This is a genomic window from Xenorhabdus sp. NBAII XenSa04 (assembly GCF_963866145.1).
GTDB lineage: Bacteria > Pseudomonadota > Gammaproteobacteria > Enterobacterales > Enterobacteriaceae > Xenorhabdus > Xenorhabdus indica.
On record NZ_CAWMEB010000046.1, the window covers coordinates 1 to 16209 of the forward strand.

Annotated in this window: 14 protein-coding genes and 1 tRNA gene; 7 read left to right on the forward strand and 8 right to left on the reverse strand. The window is 42.6% G+C overall.

What is annotated here, in order from left to right; all coding sequences use genetic code 11:
• Positions 1 to 127: 127 nt before the first annotated feature.
• Positions 128 to 1402 (reverse strand): tyrosine-type recombinase/integrase, encoded by a 1275-nt coding sequence (locus tag AAC147_RS02075; protein WP_047678823.1) that lies wholly within the window; start codon positions 1400 to 1402, stop codon positions 128 to 130.
• A 164-nt stretch (positions 1403 to 1566) separates the two neighbouring features.
• Positions 1567 to 1651 (reverse strand) — tRNA-Leu (locus tag AAC147_RS02080).
• A 387-nt stretch (positions 1652 to 2038) separates the two neighbouring features.
• Between AAC147_RS02080 and ampH the strand changes: the two genes are divergently transcribed.
• Positions 2039 to 3292 carry a D-alanyl-D-alanine-carboxypeptidase/endopeptidase AmpH gene (gene ampH / locus AAC147_RS02085; protein WP_052189369.1) on the forward strand — a complete coding sequence of 418 codons (1254 nt, stop codon included), beginning with the start codon at positions 2039 to 2041 and terminating at the stop codon, positions 3290 to 3292.
• A 445-nt stretch (positions 3293 to 3737) separates the two neighbouring features.
• Here the strand turns inward: ampH and lptG are convergent, their stop codons facing one another.
• Complete coding sequence (gene lptG, locus AAC147_RS02090) at positions 3738 to 4814, reverse strand: LPS export ABC transporter permease LptG (RefSeq protein WP_047678828.1); 1077 nt, start codon at positions 4812 to 4814, stop codon at positions 3738 to 3740.
• Entirely contained in the window at positions 4814 to 5914 is a 1101-nt protein-coding gene (lptF, locus tag AAC147_RS02095) for an LPS export ABC transporter permease LptF (RefSeq protein WP_047678831.1), read from the reverse strand. The genes lptG and lptF overlap by 1 nt, the downstream gene beginning before the upstream one ends.
• 280 nt (positions 5915 to 6194) lie before the next feature.
• Here lptF and pepA point away from each other — a divergent pair, with 280 nt between their 5' ends.
• The 5 genes from pepA to mazF all read left to right on the forward strand — a co-directional run bounded on the left by pepA (position 6195) and on the right by mazF (position 12194).
• Positions 6195 to 7703: a leucyl aminopeptidase gene (gene pepA, locus AAC147_RS02100; protein WP_047678834.1), complete on the forward strand. Its 1509-nt coding sequence runs from the start codon at positions 6195 to 6197 to the stop codon at positions 7701 to 7703.
• Positions 7704 to 7868: 165 nt separating this feature from the next.
• On the forward strand, positions 7869 to 8363 hold the full coding sequence (locus AAC147_RS02105) for a DNA polymerase III subunit chi (RefSeq protein ID WP_047678837.1): 495 nt from the start codon (positions 7869 to 7871) through the stop codon (positions 8361 to 8363).
• A gap of 13 nt (positions 8364 to 8376) precedes the next feature.
• Positions 8377 to 11274 (forward strand): valine--tRNA ligase, encoded by a 2898-nt coding sequence (locus AAC147_RS02110; RefSeq protein ID WP_047678840.1) that lies wholly within the window; start codon positions 8377 to 8379, stop codon positions 11272 to 11274.
• 159 nt (positions 11275 to 11433) lie between these two features.
• Positions 11434 to 11679: an AbrB/MazE/SpoVT family DNA-binding domain-containing protein gene (locus tag AAC147_RS02115; protein WP_047678843.1), complete on the forward strand. Its 246-nt coding sequence runs from the start codon at positions 11434 to 11436 to the stop codon at positions 11677 to 11679.
• Positions 11680 to 11861: 182 nt separating this feature from the next.
• Positions 11862 to 12194 carry an endoribonuclease MazF gene (mazF, locus tag AAC147_RS02120; RefSeq protein ID WP_047678846.1) on the forward strand — a complete coding sequence of 111 codons (333 nt, stop codon included), beginning with the start codon at positions 11862 to 11864 and terminating at the stop codon, positions 12192 to 12194.
• A 143-nt stretch (positions 12195 to 12337) separates the two neighbouring features.
• Here mazF and AAC147_RS20010 read toward each other — a convergent pair whose 3' ends face one another.
• Together AAC147_RS20010 and AAC147_RS02125 are read right to left on the reverse strand one after the other, a co-directional pair.
• A complete protein-coding gene (locus tag AAC147_RS20010; protein WP_047678849.1) occupies positions 12338 to 12682 on the reverse strand; it encodes an AzlD domain-containing protein in 345 nt (114 codons plus the stop codon).
• A gap of 2 nt (positions 12683 to 12684) precedes the next feature.
• Entirely contained in the window at positions 12685 to 13386 is a 702-nt protein-coding gene (locus tag AAC147_RS02125; RefSeq protein ID WP_047678852.1) for an AzlC family ABC transporter permease, read from the reverse strand.
• 281 nt (positions 13387 to 13667) lie between these two features.
• On the opposite strand from AAC147_RS02125, the gene AAC147_RS02130 reads away from it, so the two are divergent.
• On the forward strand, positions 13668 to 14441 hold the full coding sequence (locus AAC147_RS02130; protein WP_047678855.1) for an amino acid ABC transporter substrate-binding protein: 774 nt from the start codon (positions 13668 to 13670) through the stop codon (positions 14439 to 14441).
• 156 nt (positions 14442 to 14597) lie between these two features.
• Here the strand turns inward: AAC147_RS02130 and AAC147_RS02135 are convergent, their stop codons facing one another.
• Positions 14598 to 15359, reverse strand: coding sequence for an enterotoxin A family protein (locus AAC147_RS02135; RefSeq protein WP_047678858.1), 762 nt, complete (start codon positions 15357 to 15359; stop codon positions 14598 to 14600).
• Between the two features lie 61 nt (positions 15360 to 15420).
• Complete coding sequence (locus AAC147_RS02140) at positions 15421 to 15732, reverse strand: hypothetical protein (RefSeq protein ID WP_156115316.1); 312 nt, start codon at positions 15730 to 15732, stop codon at positions 15421 to 15423.
• Positions 15733 to 16209 lie beyond the last annotated feature (477 nt).

Below are 16209 nucleotides of genomic sequence, written 5' to 3' on the forward strand. Positions count from 1 at the left end.
CTCGTATAACGGTTATTGGTTAGACGCCTCAGATGTGTATCAGCACACTGGGGCGTTGTTTTTTATGTCATGCTTTTATGCGTTATGTAATTGCTTATCCCGTATGTAAAATTTTTTGTCGGTTGTACTACTGGTTTTTTCTGTCACGAAGCGGTTTGGCAAAATCATAAGGAGTTACAAATTGCTCCTTGTTAGCATCTAGGTAATCCGCCCACCATTGCACCATCAACCGCCGTTCATCCAAATGTTTAGATGTGTGAATATACGCCGCCCGGACATTGTTTCTTTCGATATGGCTTAACTGGCGTTCGATCGCGTCATCACTCCACAGGCCAGATTCGCCCATTGCACCGCGTGCCATTGTGCGGAATCCGTGTCCGCAAACTTCTGTTTTGGTGTCATAGCCCATCGCTCGCAACGCATTATTAACGGTGTTTTCACTCATCACTTTTTTTGGATCGTGATCACCGGGGAACATTACCTCACTCTCTCCGCTCAGGCTGTGTAAGGTTTCGATAAGCGAAATAGCCTGATGGCTCAATGGTACAATGTGCTCGGTTTTCATTTTCATACCACGTTGAGAATGCTTAACGCCATCAATGGGTTTTCGTATCGCCGGTATATGCCAGACAGCCCTTTCAAGATCGATATCTTCCCAACGGGCGAATCTCATTTCACTGGAACGAACAAACGTTAATAAAGTCAGTTCTACCGCGATTTTAGTAAGCAAGCGCCCACGGTAACAGGAAAGACGAGCCAAAAATTCAGGCAGGCGTTCATGAGGCAATGCAGGGTGATGTTTGGGTTTTACTATGGTGAGAGTACCCGCCATATCATTGGCAGGGCTATATTCAAGGAGATCATTTTGGACAGCATAACGCATGATGGCAGCTACACGCTGTTGTAATCTCTGGGCTATATCATGTTTACCATCAGTATCAACGGCTTGGATCGGTGCTAACAGTTGGCTGGTTCGTAAAGTGCGAATATCAAGAGTACCAATATAAGGGAAAATGTATTGTTCAAAACCTCGCATAATCCACTCTCGATGGTCTTCGCTCCACCGTTTATTGCTGGCGTGCCATTCACGCGCGATCCGTTCAAAGGTATATGCACCCTTTGATTCGGCTTGTGCGTCTTTTTTCTCTGCTTTGGGATCAATACCTTGAGCAAGTAATTTTTTGGCTTCGTCTCGCTTAACGCGTGCATCGGCTAATGACACAGCAGGGTAAACACCAAAGGCCAGCCGATCTTCTTTTTTATCTGTGAGGCGATGATACTTCATGCGCCAGTATTTAGAACCGCGCGGCGTGATTTCGAGATACAAGCCAGCGCCATCCGCTAATTTATAGGATTTCTCTTTCGGTTTCGCAGTCTCGATTTGTCGGGCGTTTAGTTTCATTTTTGGGGCACATTTACAATCGAAGTGTAGGTGCCCCAAATTATGCCCCTTGGTGCATGTTGATTGCAACAGACCATAGTAGACGGCAAAATAACTAAATATCTTGATTTATTGGAGTTTTTTAGGAGTTTGTAGACTTGGGTAGACGCTAGTAAACTAACGAATGGTGCCGAAGGCCGGACTCGAACCGGCACACCCGAAGGCGGTTGATTTTGAATCAACTGCGTCTACCGATTTCGCCACTTCGGCACTGAAGGGTTCGGAAAACGAGGGTCATTATACTTGTCAGAAGACCATTCGCAACACTTATCCTTCCAATTTTGTTCAAGTGCTGAAAAAAAAGGCAAATCTATCTGTTCCGCCACAAAAAAGCACAAATCTCAACCTTCATTCATTCTATTTAACATCAATCAACCCGTTATAACGCCTTATCACCAATAGACAACCCTTAAACACCTTATATAATTCAAAGCAAAACACTGTCGTGAGGTAAATAATTATGACTCTTATCAATTGGATCTTCGCTGGTATTCTGTTGGGTTTCATTATCGGTGCTGTTATTGCGATATTTAAAAAGAACAAATAACGGTTTTGTCCCACTCACTTGATTACGCTCCCTGACTGGTTAATCCAAAAATGAACAAACGGCTCTATAAATTTTGTATAGTTTCCGCTCTTTCATTGGCGCTTTCAGCTTGTGCTACCTCTGGTCATTCACACCAGAGCAAAACTCAGCGCCCAAGTTCACAGTCCACAACAAAATGGGAAGTGTTTGACGGCAATGCCTCCAGCCGAAAACTAGCTTCAGCATTGGTTGAACAGTATGCCCAGTCAATTTTTGATGAAGGTAATCCGTTAGGTATGGCAATGGTGGTTATTGATAATAATCAGGTCATGCATCGCAGTTTTGGAGAAACTTATCCAGGGAGTGGCATTAAGCCAAGTCAGAATTCTTTAATTCGTATCGCTTCTCTCACCAAATTGATGACCAGTGAGGTGATGATCAAGCTGGCAGAGAAAAAACGGATTAGGATCACCGACCCATTGCAAAAATATTCTTATTATGGCGTGCATGTACCAAACTTTAGCGCAAATCAACCAATTCGGTTATATCATCTGGCAAGCCATACCAGTGGGCTACCACGGGAACAACCTGGCGGAAAGTGGGGGCGTCCGGTGTTTATCTGGCCAACACAATCCAATCGTTGGACTTGGCTGAAATCCGCTGAGATAAATGCTGTTCCTGGCACAACGGCTTCTTATTCCAATCTGGCCTACGATTTATTGGCAGATGCGCTTTCCAAGGCGACAGGAGAACCTTACCCTCGCCTTCTGCGAGAAGAAATTACCCATCCTTATAAGATGAAAGATACCACTCTGACTCCTACCCAAACTCAATGTGCCCGGTTGATGGAAGGGGTCAAATCCAGTCCCTGTATCAGTACTATTGCCGCAGCAGGCAGTGGAGGAATTTATTCTACCCCCGCCGATATGCAGCGTTGGATGCAACAGTTTTTATCTTCTCACAATCAGTTGAGGAAGCAGACAGCCAGCCGTGAACAGGGTATCTACTTTAAACGCGCCGATTTGACGTCAATCAAAGGAATGGATGTGGCAGGCCAGGCCGATGGTATCGGACTCGGTTGGGTTTATATGAATAGCAAGAAAGATATTCCGGGTATCTATCAGAAAACTGGCGGTGGTGGCGGGTTCAATACTTATATGGCGATGATCCCTGAACAGAATATCGGAGTATTTTTGGTAATGACCCGCAAAGAACACAGTAAGTTCCATCGTGTTACTAAGGGTGTGAATGAGCTGATCACTGCGCTGGCACAGAATCACAATTCAAATTCAGCACTTCCCTCATTGGTAAAAAGTAATCAATAAAAAATACCAAGCTGAGCTTTACTGGCGTAAGCTCAGCTTGGTTGCATTATCACTATCCTATTTTTGGACATTATCATTGTTCTTTTTTACATATTCTTCTATCGCTGAAGGTCTAAAAATCATTCTCCATGCGTTAATGGGTTCATAATCAGATGCTAATATTTCTTTCTTAGAACTTATTGCCTTAATTTTTCCATTAGTAGCAATCTGGAGAATGTAGCTGCAAAAGAATCGGTAAACCACCCCTTATCCGTTGAATGGCATGAAGATTTGGTATCATTGCTTTCGCCAGAAAATCATTACTCCGAGCCATTATGCCGGGAACAATATCATAAAAACGCTTATGGAATAAAATAGAAATCACGATATTTAATGATGAAAAATCACTCTCACTTTTGAAAACGAGAGCGATAAATCAACTTAATGATATGTCAGTTTGACACGGTTATTTTCGGTACAAAAGTAAATAAATACTCACTACAAAGAATAACAAACTTGGCAACAGTGCTCCCAATACGGGTGGCATACTATAAACCAAGCTGAGTGGGCCGAATATCTCATTCAGGACATAAAAGATAAAGCCAGTACTTATCCCCACTACAACCCTTAATCCCATAGGAACACTACGCAATGGGCCAAAGATAAAGGAGAGTGCCATCAGCATCATGACCGCAACGGATAACGGGGCAAAGATCTTTTTCCACATATTGAGTTCGTAGCGCCCGGCATCCTGCTGACCCTGTTTCAGGTAAGTAATATATTGATGCAGACCACGAATAGAGAGTGCAGCAGGTTCAAGAGCAACAACCCCCAGTTTTTCTGGTGTCAGCCAACTTTTCCAGTCAGCAGAGATACGCTGCGAACCAGTGATCCGACCGAACTGACTTAAATCAGACTCTTCAACCTGAGACAACTTCCACTGCTTGTTGTCCTGATCATACACAGCAGACGCTGCATACCTCACGGATAACAGTTTTCTTTTATCATCAACATGATAAATACTTATACCATTCAGGGAATTATCTTTACCCACATTCTGAATATAGACAAAATCCTGACCATCCTTTGTCCAAATCCCTTTAGCAGTGGAGACTAAAGAACCATCATACATCTTTTGAGAACGGAAGTTACGGGCAATTTGTTCACCTTGTGGAGCCACCCATTCACCGATAACCATCGTCAGCAGAACCAGGGGGATCGCGGTTTTCATTACCGAGCCAGCCACTTGTAAACGGGTAAAACCAGCAGCCTGCATGACGACCAGCTCACTGCGGGTTGCCAACGCGCCCAAGCCCAAAAGTGCACCTAACAATGCTGCCATCGGGAAGAAAATCTGGATATCTTTGGGAACGCTCAGCAGCGTATAAATACCGGCAGAAAGAGCAGTATATTCCCCCTGACCGACTTTACGAAGCTGATCAACAAATTTGATGATGCCTGACAGTGACACCAGAGTGAACAGTGTCATCAGAATGGTTTGTAGGATCGTCCGCCCGATATATCTATCTAATACACCAAACATCACGCCGCTCCTTGAGTCTTAAAGCGTGAACGCAGCTTACGCATTGGGACGGTATCCCATACGTTGAGCACCAGTGCCAACGCAAAATACACACCGTTCACCAGCCACATCCAAAACAGAGGGTTAAGTTTGCCCTTACCGCCATTGGAATGGAGAGAACTTTGCAGCAGGAAGAAAATCAGATAGAGCAACATGGCTGGCAACATACTGAGCACACGTCCCTGACGCGGGTTGACTGCACTGAGAGGAACAACCATCAGCGCCATGACCAAGACAGAAACAATCAAGGTTAAACGCCAGTGGAACTCTGAGCGGGAATCCGGATCGTTGCCATGCCACAGCTCATCCATTGATTTTTGTTCAACTTTGCCGCTGTCAATTTCCGGGCTTTGGTGCCCTATGACGGCCCGATAGTTTTGAAATTCTGTGATGCGGAAATCACGTAACAATGCAGTACCTTCGTAACGAGTTCCTTCATGCAGTACCGCTACCTGATTGCCATTCGGTAACTCTTCCATATGCCCACCATCAGCAATAACCACAGAAGGCCTCTGGTTATGTACTGGTCGAAGCTGAGCAAGGAATACATTCTCAAAATTATTTCCTTTGACGTCACCGATATACAACACCATGTTACCATCTCTGGACGGTTTGAACTGCCCTTCCATTATCGCCGCAAGGCTTGGGTTTGCTTTTGCATCCGCCAGCACTTGTTCCTGATATTTAGATGACCATGGCGTGAACCAGATAACATTGGCCGCTGCCAGCATTGCGGTAAGCAGAGCCAGGATGAGCGCTGATTTCACCAACACACCTTTACCTAAACCACAGGCATGCATGACGGTGATTTCGCTTTCCGTGTAGAGTTTGCTAAATGTCATTAATACCCCAAGAAACAAACTCAGAGGTAAAATTAGCTGCGCCATTTCCGGCACACCTAAGCCTAACAAGGATAAAACTAAATTTGCGGGAATATTACCTTCTACTGCCGCACCCAATACCTCAACTAATTTCTGACAGAAAAAGATCAGCAATAAGATGAAAAGTATTGCGATTTGGCTTTTCAGGGTTTCCCGTACCAGATATCTAATGATGATCACGCTTATTACGCCTGTGAAAACTTGTCTTTTTGCAGGAAAGTCGCTAACTTCGTCGTATATCTACCATTTATATGAATCAGTTTGGCTTTCCCATTGCTAAAATGATACCAAAGCATTCCATATATTCGTTCTCAATTAGAGCACAGTTATCGTTAGTTAAGTATCTAAAATTAATATGCTTAGCTTAACATAACAGAGAACTTTATTTGGGATGATTTAACGCGGAACGTGGTATTTTAGCGATTGTATCTGTCTTTGTCTTTAAGATTCAGGAGAACGCATGGAGTTTAGTGTAAAAAGCGGTAGCCCGGAAAAACAACGCAGTGCGTGTATTATTGTCGGCGTATTTGAACCGCGCCGTCTGTCCCCTATCGCAGAGCAACTTGACAAAATAAGTAACGGTTATATTAGTGCCTTACTGCGCCGCGGCGAACTTGAAGGCAAAGTGGGCCAAACCCTATTGCTGCATCACGTTCCTAACGTGCTGTCTGAACGAATTCTGTTGGTTGGATGCGGAAAAGAGCGTGAACTGGACGAGCGCCAGTACAAGCAGATTATCCAGAAAACGATCAGCACCCTTAATGAAACCGGGTCAATGGAAGCGGTCTGTTTCTTGACAGAATTACACGTCAAAGGGCGCAATAACTATTGGAAAGTACGTCAGGCTGTCGAAACAGCAAAAGAATCTCTGTATGTTTTCGATCAGCTTAAGAGCAGTAAAAATGAACTGCGTCGCCCTTTGCGTAAGATGGTTTTCAATGTGCCGACTCGCCGTGAATTGACCAGCGGTGAACGCGCTATTCAGCATGGTCTTGCCATTGCATCCGGTATTAAGGCGACAAAAGATCTGGTCAATATGCCACCCAATATCTGTAATGCTGCGTACCTTGCATCACAGGCACGCCAGCTTGCTGACAGTGCTGACAATCTGATCACCAAAGTGATTGGTGAAGAACAGATGAAAGAGTTAGGCATGAATGCCTATCTGGCAGTGGGACAAGGTTCGCAGAACGAATCTCTGATGTCAGTGATCGAATATAAAGGCAGCAAAGATCCCAATGCGAAACCGATCGTGTTAGTGGGTAAAGGGCTGACTTTCGATTCCGGCGGTATTTCTCTCAAGCCAGCCGAAGGCATGGAAGAGATGAAATGCGACATGGGAGGAGCCGCTTCTGTTTATGGTGCGATGCGCGTTGTTGCAGAACTGCAATTACCTATTAACGTTATTGGGGTATTGGCAGGATGCGAAAACATGCCCGGTGGTCATGCTTATCGCCCTAGTGACATTTTAACCACCATGTCCGGTCAGACTGTTGAAGTCACGAATACGGATGCGGAAGGCCGTCTGGTATTATGTGATGCGCTGACATATGTTGAACGTTTCGAGCCAGAACTGGTTATTGATGTTGCTACTCTGACAGGCGCTTGCATGGTTGCGTTGGGAAACCACTACACAGGCTTAATGTCCAATCATAACCCGCTTGCACATGAACTACTGAACGCGTCAGAACAAGCGGGTGATCGTGCATGGCGTCTGCCACTGGGGGACGAGTATTCCGAACAGTTAGAATCCAATTTTGCGGATATGGTCAACTCGTGCGGACGTCTTGGCGGCGCAATCACTGCCGGTGCTTTTCTGTCCCGATTTACAGCTAAATACAACTGGGCACATCTGGATATTGCCGGTACAGCATGGCGTTCAGGTAAGACAAAAGGAGCAACGGGTCGTCCAGTTGCACTATTGTCACAATTCCTGTTAAATCGTGCAGGTCTGAATGCGGATGATTAATACCCAGACTAGCCATTTTTTGCATAAAGGCTAACGCAAAAGGTATTAAAAAAGTCAACGGGATTGAGGGTATTGCGACAGCAATACCCTTTTCCGTCACTTTGCCTATCATTTTTTCTGTAACTTGTTTTCTGTAATCATGAGACATTGTCAGTAAAAGAATTTATGAAAAATGCTACTTTCTATTTATTGGAAAAGCTGTCACCGGAAAAGCTGTTATTGGAAAAACCGTTACAGAAAGAATCATCGTCTTTTGATGAATTGCAGCCGCATGAATGGCTGGCATGTCAGTTGGCTGCTGATCAATGGCGTGCAGGGAAGCGGGTTCTGATTGCTTGTGAAAGCCAACAGCAGGCCGAAAAACTGGATGAAGCACTATGGCAACGAGAGCCAGGTCAATTTGTGCCACATAACCTGGCTGGAGAAGGCCCCCGCTATGGTGCCCCTGTGGAACTGTGCTGGCCGCAAAAAAGAGGCAATGCTCCCCGTGATATTTTGGTAACACTACTTCCTCATTTTGTAGACTTTGCCACAGCTTTCCATGAAGTGATAGACTTCGTCCCTATTGATGAAAATCTGAAACAGTTAGCGCGCGAACGATATAAATCTTATCGTAGCGTCGGCTTTAATTTGACCATGGCAACCCCGCCAACCTATTAAATATCAAGATACAATGGAAAAGACACCCGCTACTAAAACGCAATCTGAGCCATCTCTCGATAAAACATACAATCCGACAGAGATAGAGCAACCTCTTTATAACCACTGGGAAAAGAGCGGTTATTTCAAGCCGAATGGCGATACCCGCCGTGAAAGCTTCTGCATCGTCATTCCGCCACCAAACGTGACCGGCAGCCTGCATATGGGGCACGCATTCCAGCAAACGATCATGGATACTATGGTGCGCTACCAACGCATGCAGGGCAAAAACACGCTATGGCAAGTCGGTACTGACCACGCAGGCATCGCAACGCAAATGGTTGTCGAGCGCAAAATCGCAGCAGAAGAAAACAAAACCCGCCACGATTACGGCCGCGATGCTTTTATTGACAAAATTTGGCAGTGGAAAGCGGAATCAGGCGGCACTATCACCAACCAGATGCGCCGCCTGGGTAACTCTGTGGATTGGGAGCGTGAACGCTTCACTATGGATGAGGGTTTGTCAAAAGCCGTTAAAGAAGCCTTTGTTCGCCTGTATCAAGAAGATTTGATTTACCGTGGCAAACGCCTGGTTAACTGGGACCCTAAACTGCGCACCGCGATTTCTGATCTGGAAGTCGAAAACCGCGAAGTTAAAGGTTCTATGTGGCATCTGCGTTATCCATTAGCAGATGGAGCCAAAACTGCCGAAGGCAAAGACTACCTGATTGTTGCTACTACCCGTCCGGAAACTATGCTAGGGGATACCGGCGTTGCTGTTAACCCGGAAGATCCGCGTTATAAGGATCTGATTGGCAAAGAGATTATCCTGCCACTGGTCAACCGTCGTATTCCTATCGTAGGAGATGAGCATGCAGATATGGAAAAAGGCACCGGCTGTGTGAAAATCACTCCGGCTCACGATTTCAATGACTATGAAGTCGGTAAGCGCCACAGTCTGCCAATGATCAACATCCTGACCTTCGATGGTGATATCCGTGAAGCCGCAGAAGTTTTCAACACTAATGGTGAAGTTTCTGACAGTTACTCGACCGAGATCCCTGCTGAATACCGTGGCATGGAACGCTTTGCTGCGCGTAAGGCGATTGTCGCTGAATTTGAAAAACTGGGCCTGCTGGTAGAAATCAAACCTCATGATCTGACCGTACCTTACGGTGACCGTGGCGGCGTGGTTATCGAGCCAATGCTGACTGACCAATGGTATGTGCGCACAGCACCACTGGCAAAAGTGGCGATTGAAGCGGTTGAAAACGGCGATATCCAGTTCGTACCAAAACAGTACGAAAACATGTACTACTCCTGGATGCGTGATATTCAGGATTGGTGTATTTCCCGTCAATTGTGGTGGGGCCACCGTATTCCGGCATGGTATGACGCACAAGGCAATGTTTATGTTGGACGTGATGAAGAAGAAGTCCGCCGCGAAAACAATCTGGGTGCAGATATTACACTGACTCAGGACGAAGACGTACTGGATACCTGGTTCTCCTCTGGCTTGTGGACATTCTCTACCCTCGGCTGGCCTGAGCAAACTGAAGCGTTGAAAGCCTTTCACCCAACGAATGTGCTGGTCAGTGGTTTTGACATCATCTTCTTCTGGATTGCCCGCATGATCATGATGACCATGCACTTCATCAAAGATGAAAACGGCAAACCACAAGTACCATTCAAAACTATCTATATGACCGGTCTGATCCGCGATGAAGAAGGCCAGAAGATGTCAAAATCCAAAGGGAATGTTATCGACCCATTGGATATGATTGACGGTATCCCGCTGGAAACCCTGCTGGAAAAACGTACCGGCAATATGATGCAGCCACAAATGGCAGAGAAAATCCGCAAGCGTACTGAAAAACAGTTCCCGGAAGGCATTGAAGCCCACGGCACTGACGCTCTGCGTTTCACTCTGGCAGCACTGGCTTCTACTGGCCGCGATATCAACTGGGATATGAAACGCCTGCAAGGTTATCGCAACTTCTGTAACAAGCTATGGAACGCCAGCCGTTTTGTGCTGATGAACACCGAAGGGCAGGATTGTGGCCAAAATGGTGGTGAAATGTCACTGTCACTGGCAGATCGTTGGATTTTGGCTGAATTCAACCAGACAGTAAAAGTCTATCGCGAAGCATTAGATACTTACCGTTTCGATATCGCCGCCAATATTCTTTACGAATTCACATGGAACCAATTCTGTGACTGGTATCTGGAACTGTCCAAACCTGCCATCAACAAAGGTACTGGAGCAGAAGTCCGCGCAGCGCGTCATACTCTGATCGAAGTGTTGGAAGGTTTACTGCGTCTGGCACATCCAATCATTCCATTCATCACCGAAACTATCTGGCAACGTGTGAAAGTGGTTAAAGGTATTGATGCGGATACCATCATGCTGCAACCTTTCCCTGAATTCGATCAGGCGAAAGTTAATGAACTGGCACTGAACGATCTGGAATGGATCAAGGAAGCGATCATTGCGGTACGTAATATTCGTGCAGAAATGAACATTGCACCAAGCAAGCCGCTGGAAGTTTTGCTGCGTGATGCAAATACTGATGCACAACGTCGTGTGGCTGAAAACCTTAACTTTATTCAGGCAATGGGCCGTCTCTCTTCTGTTACTGTATCGGCAGCAGGAGAAGAAGCACCAGTTTCTGTGACCAAACTGATCACCGGTGCAGAAATACTGATCCCAATGGCGGGTTTGATCGATAAAAATGCAGAACTCGCTCGTCTGGATAGAGAAATCGAGAAGCTGGATAAAGAAATCAACAGCATCGAAGTCAAACTGGCTAACGAAGGTTTTGTCAGCCGAGCACCAGAAGCCGTTGTTACCAAAGAGCGTGAGCGTCTGGCAACAAACAATGCTGCTAAAGAAAAATTATTGGCACAAAAAGAGACCATTGCTGCTTTGTAATATTTCTTGAATTTAATTAAGCCACTGCAAAAAATGCAGTGGCTTTTCTTCCTCAAATTCATTGGTTCACATATTCAACTTTATATATCTACCATGTTGACACATGGATACTTTCTACTTATTGTATCTACAATGTAGAAACGTTACGAGGGTATAGCAATGTCACAAGCAGTAATTAAAAAGTGGGGCAATAGCCCATCGGTAAGGATCCCGGCTGCAATTATGAAAGCCGTATCTTTGAGCATTGATGATGCCGTTGATATTATGGTAGAAAATGGACGTATAGTCATTGAGCCTGTGCACTCTAAAGAGTATACGCTTGATGCTTTGCTTTCCGGTGTTACAGACGAGAATATTCATGAAGAAATATCTTTTGGTAAACCCGTGGGTAAAGAAGCATTATGAATGATCTTAATATAATGGGGTATATTAATATCAACAAATAGACCCCCCAAATTATACTATATTGTCTTGATACTGTTATTTATTCAACAGTTCTCCTTTCCCGTAAATAATATCTAATGCTGTTTATAGGAATCGGTGACATTTTTTGGGTATTGAGTGTAGATAATGAAGGAAAAATCACAATGGTAAAAACCTATATACCAGATGCTGGTGATATTGTTTGGGTTGATTTTGATCCACAAGCAGGACATGAACAAGCAGGACATCGCCCGGCTTTGGTACTTAGCCCTGCAATTTACAATGGCAGAATAGGATTAATGCTGTGTTGCCCTATGACGACTAAAATTAAAGGCTATCCGTTTGAAGTTATGGTAGAAGGTGAGTGCAACAGCGTCATTCTAGCTGATCAGGTAAAAAGTTTTGACTGGCGTAAACGTAATGCCGCGAAAAAGGGAAAAGTACCCGCCTCCGTACTTTCAGAAGTTAGAGCAAAAGCTAAGGCATTAATAGGGTGATTTATTTTAGATAAGCAGATAAGTTAATTTTGAACGTCAGTATTTGGGATGGTAATTACTTTATCTGCATGTTATCACAGATAAATATAAAAGGATTTATTGTCTGAGTTAGAATAATCTGCTCACCATATCTTAATGTTGTATCAAAAAAACATATTTTTTTCATTCAAACACCATGATATTAATATAAATAATATAGATGATATAATTAGGCTCTTTAATATAGAACCCGTGCGTTTACTAATAAAATATGCAGTTATAACAGTAACTATTGCCAGCACATATTTAATTTCAAAGTCAGAAAGCAAATGGCTAATTTTTATATTATCAAGAGAGATATTCACGATAATACTGCCAAGAATAAAGCATACGGAATAGTCTAGAGATGTAATAAGAAAACCATCTTTTTTAATTTTTTTGTTACCTATTAAAAATGGTATCACCCTAAGAAAAAAACTCATGGCTCCCATCAATAAGATTATCATCATAATTATGCTCTCTCTTTAATTCTTAACTCATAAAATGCAATGCACATTCCGACTATAATAGGTATCACGATATCCATAAGTTGAATATTTATTTCATTTATGAATGGAGCACATATCCCTCCTATTAGCGTAACAAAAACAGACAAATCTTTTCCTGCCCGCTTAGCCGCAAGGGATGAAAAATGTATCGGAATTAACATCATTAAAAAAAGAGAAATAGAATCATAATTCAAATAATTTGAAGACACATACCCTAGCAACGTTGCCAAAACAGCAATCACAAAACTTGGTATAGATACACCTAGATAATAATTAAATTGAGATTTCCCATCAGAAATTTTCTCTGCAATTAGATGAGCATGAGTCACGGTGTATGTACTGGCGCTAAATGCTAACATTGACAATAAGATCTTGCCTTTTGATATACCATGAAAATACTGTGACATGACCATAGACATCAGAAAAAACCGAAAGTTTATGATCAGAGTCAGTATTATCACTGATAAGAAAACTCCATTAGCAAGATAATTAACAACAGCTACCTGCAAAGGTGCAGCAAAAGTGAATACAGACCCTGCCATAGTTTCTATTAATGAAATTCCTTTATTTTGATAAAGAGCACCAACAGAAGCAAAAATAAGGAAAAAAGAAATACAGACGGGCAAAGAATCTAGCATCCCTTTTCTGAATAATGAGTTTTGCATTGAGCACCCACTTTTAATATCAATAAATTCGTACCAATAATCGCAACTTAAAAACATTACATTAAAAAATATGATGATTCAATGTTTTTAATGTTATCTTTCAAGCGAAATGGAATTAATCAATACCATTTATAAGAACAAACATCAATTATTAGCTTTTTATAAAATTTTCATATAAAAATTAAAACACATCATATAATTTCATATTATATAAACTATTTGGACGTAAAAACTGATTATGTATTATATTTGACAATAAATCTCATTATCAGGAAGGTGCAATGAAAATTGTAAGCAAAGTATTATTAGCAAGTATTCTCCAATTAAGCTTTACACATTTGGCTTATGCAAAATCGACCCTTGATAACATTCAATCCACAGGGGTATTCAGAATCGCAACAGAAGGGGCTTATGCTCCGTTCAGTTATCATGATGCTTCTGGAAAATTAACCGGATTTGATGTGGAAATCGGTCGCGAAATTGCTCAGCGCATGCAAGTCAGACCTGAATTTATTGAAGGTAAATGGGATGGATTAATCGCGGGCCTTGATGCCGGGCGCTCAGATGCCGTTATGAACCAAATTGCGATTACACCTGAACGCGAGAAAAAATATATTTTCTCTCTGCCTTATGTCATTTCTGAAGCCGTGCTAATTACCCGAACAGATAACAATACAATTAAAACATTCAGTGATTTGAAAGATCGGACTTCTGCCCATACCCTGACCAATAACTTCGCCCAAATTGCCCGTAAACACGGCGCCGAAATTATCGGTACAAATGGTTTCAATCAAGAGGTGGAACTTGTCAGTACAGGTCGTGCTGATGCCACCATCAATGACAAACTTTCCTATCTCGACTACAAAAAACATCGGCCAGAAGCACCAGTAAAAATAGTGGCAACTGATACCAACGCAGCACAAACCGCCGTGCTCCTGCGCAAGAATGACACTGCATTAAAAACCGCGGTTGATAAAGCCATTACTGAGATCAATGCTGATGGTACTTATCAACGTATTTGGGACAAATATTTTGGTGAAGAAATAACAAAATAATCAAACAGGGCCTGATGGACAGGGCAAACGGGCCTAACTGATATAGATGGAAATCCCACTGTGAAGGGCTTTCATCATATAACCATTATCCCACCCTGCCTTCTGACGCTTAGTTTTCACTCCACCGATTCAAAGGTGGAGTGAAGTTAAACACGATTATAAAAAACTGGCACTTAAAAAAGCGGTTATCGATAAGCCATCATGGCATTGCTTCCATTTTCTTAAAAATGGATATGTATGAGTACTGGCTGCCAGACGATCATAACGACGTGAAAAAGTCGACAAATTGAGAGCACAATAAGTTTCAGTCGTGACTACCTCTCTTGGTAATTGAGTGCTCGATATATAAGGGCTGACATTTGCTGTTGTTTCAAGATCCTGATACACCCTGTTAGATATATAATCACCTTCAACGTAAGCATTGCTAACCCAATCATACAGAAACTCCTGAGCTCCACGAATTTGTGTAACAGCAATACCTCTGATTGCCACATATTCTTCCTGATTTTCATAAACATTAATCAGTCTCAGATAATTTGTATTTCCTGTCTGAGCATAAAGGTTCTGTAATGATAAAATCACACTATAAAAATTAGTGGTTGGCCTTATGTCATAAATGTAGAAGGTCTGTCTATTCTCAAAATTGACGCCCCAATCAATAGCGACTTCTTCATTGGCAGTTGTTGAGACAAATGCTGAAGCAGCCGCCGCATGCTCTATATCACCGTACTCCTGAACATGCTCCACAATATTATTATTCGTTCCCCAGGGAGAAAATCCGCCCCCTGCTGTGCGAAAGATTCTCTCTGGAGGGCGGGTATCCATTCTATAAACTTTATTAACTTGTTGCTGAGCATAGGACTGCGATATATATAAAAATAAAACACATAATAAAGAAAAGAGTTTTAAAATTCTCATTAAATGCGCCTCCCTTAGAAATTTTCTAAATCTTCAGAGAAACCAGAAAAACAATTCACAATTATGGGAACCAGGCTTGTACTGAATTGAATTGTGCGCCTTCATAGGTGCCATAACCCCATGTGTTACATCGAACTCCAAATTCATCATCCAATAGTGCCACCTTCTGTCCACTGGCTTGGGCTGCCAGAATAGTGGCATAAGCGTTCTTTCCACTATCCTTATCAGTGCTTAACTTACCGTAAGCCCAAAAAATTTTGGTATCCCTATTATTCCAACTCCGTCCTGTTTCTGATAACCAAACCGCCCACTCATTCCAGCTATTAGCATTTGACCATACCCCAACAACATAACCTCTTCCACATTCTTTCATATATTTGACTCCGGAGACCATGAAAAGCGGTGTCTGAGCAGCAGAGTCAGACTTTAGAGAATGTACTGCCTTTGTTATTTTCATATCATTTGAGCAAGCCGAACAACTCAGCACTATCATTATAGATATAAGTAACTTATATGTTTTCATAATTTTTATTTCTCCAAAAGAAAGATAACAATTTGCAAAGCAAATCCCTACCGTTTGAAAATAAGGGTTCGCTTAGGAAAAGAAGTAATACTACATTAAGGCTGTTTTTATTCAGCCCGAAAAGATATTATTACACTCTTCATTAAAATCTATTTTTAAAAAACAACCTGACAGCAGTAGTTAACCATTAGAAAATATAAAGATTGAAAAACAACATGTTTATATATTTTTTAATTATAGCAGAAATTAATGAAAATCAAGCCGTGAATAAAATCTCTCTCCATTATTTACATTGATGAAAAATGACATTATTTATTATTTATTATT

Bases quoted from the DNA above. Each gene is read 5' to 3' on its own strand.
- AAC147_RS02075 (WP_047678823.1), bottom strand. From the start codon at position 1,402: ATGAAACTAAACGCCCGACAAATCGAGACTGCGAAACCGAAAGAGAAA.
- ampH (WP_052189369.1), top strand. From the start codon at position 2,039: ATGAACAAACGGCTCTATAAATTTTGTATAGTTTCCGCTCTTTCATTG.
- lptG (WP_047678828.1), bottom strand. From the start codon at position 4,814: ATGTTTGGTGTATTAGATAGATATATCGGGCGGACGATCCTACAAACC.
- pepA (WP_047678834.1), top strand. From the start codon at position 6,195: ATGGAGTTTAGTGTAAAAAGCGGTAGCCCGGAAAAACAACGCAGTGCG.
- AAC147_RS02105 (WP_047678837.1), top strand. From the start codon at position 7,869: ATGAAAAATGCTACTTTCTATTTATTGGAAAAGCTGTCACCGGAAAAG.
- AAC147_RS02110 (WP_047678840.1), top strand. From the start codon at position 8,377: ATGGAAAAGACACCCGCTACTAAAACGCAATCTGAGCCATCTCTCGAT.
- AAC147_RS02115 (WP_047678843.1), top strand. From the start codon at position 11,434: ATGTCACAAGCAGTAATTAAAAAGTGGGGCAATAGCCCATCGGTAAGG.
- mazF (WP_047678846.1), top strand. From the start codon at position 11,862: ATGGTAAAAACCTATATACCAGATGCTGGTGATATTGTTTGGGTTGAT.
- AAC147_RS20010 (WP_047678849.1), bottom strand. From the start codon at position 12,682: ATGATGATAATCTTATTGATGGGAGCCATGAGTTTTTTTCTTAGGGTG.
- AAC147_RS02125 (WP_047678852.1), bottom strand. From the start codon at position 13,386: ATGCAAAACTCATTATTCAGAAAAGGGATGCTAGATTCTTTGCCCGTC.
- AAC147_RS02130 (WP_047678855.1), top strand. From the start codon at position 13,668: ATGAAAATTGTAAGCAAAGTATTATTAGCAAGTATTCTCCAATTAAGC.
- AAC147_RS02135 (WP_047678858.1), bottom strand. From the start codon at position 15,359: ATGAGAATTTTAAAACTCTTTTCTTTATTATGTGTTTTATTTTTATAT.
- AAC147_RS02140 (WP_156115316.1), bottom strand. From the start codon at position 15,732: ATGAAAGAATGTGGAAGAGGTTATGTTGTTGGGGTATGGTCAAATGCT.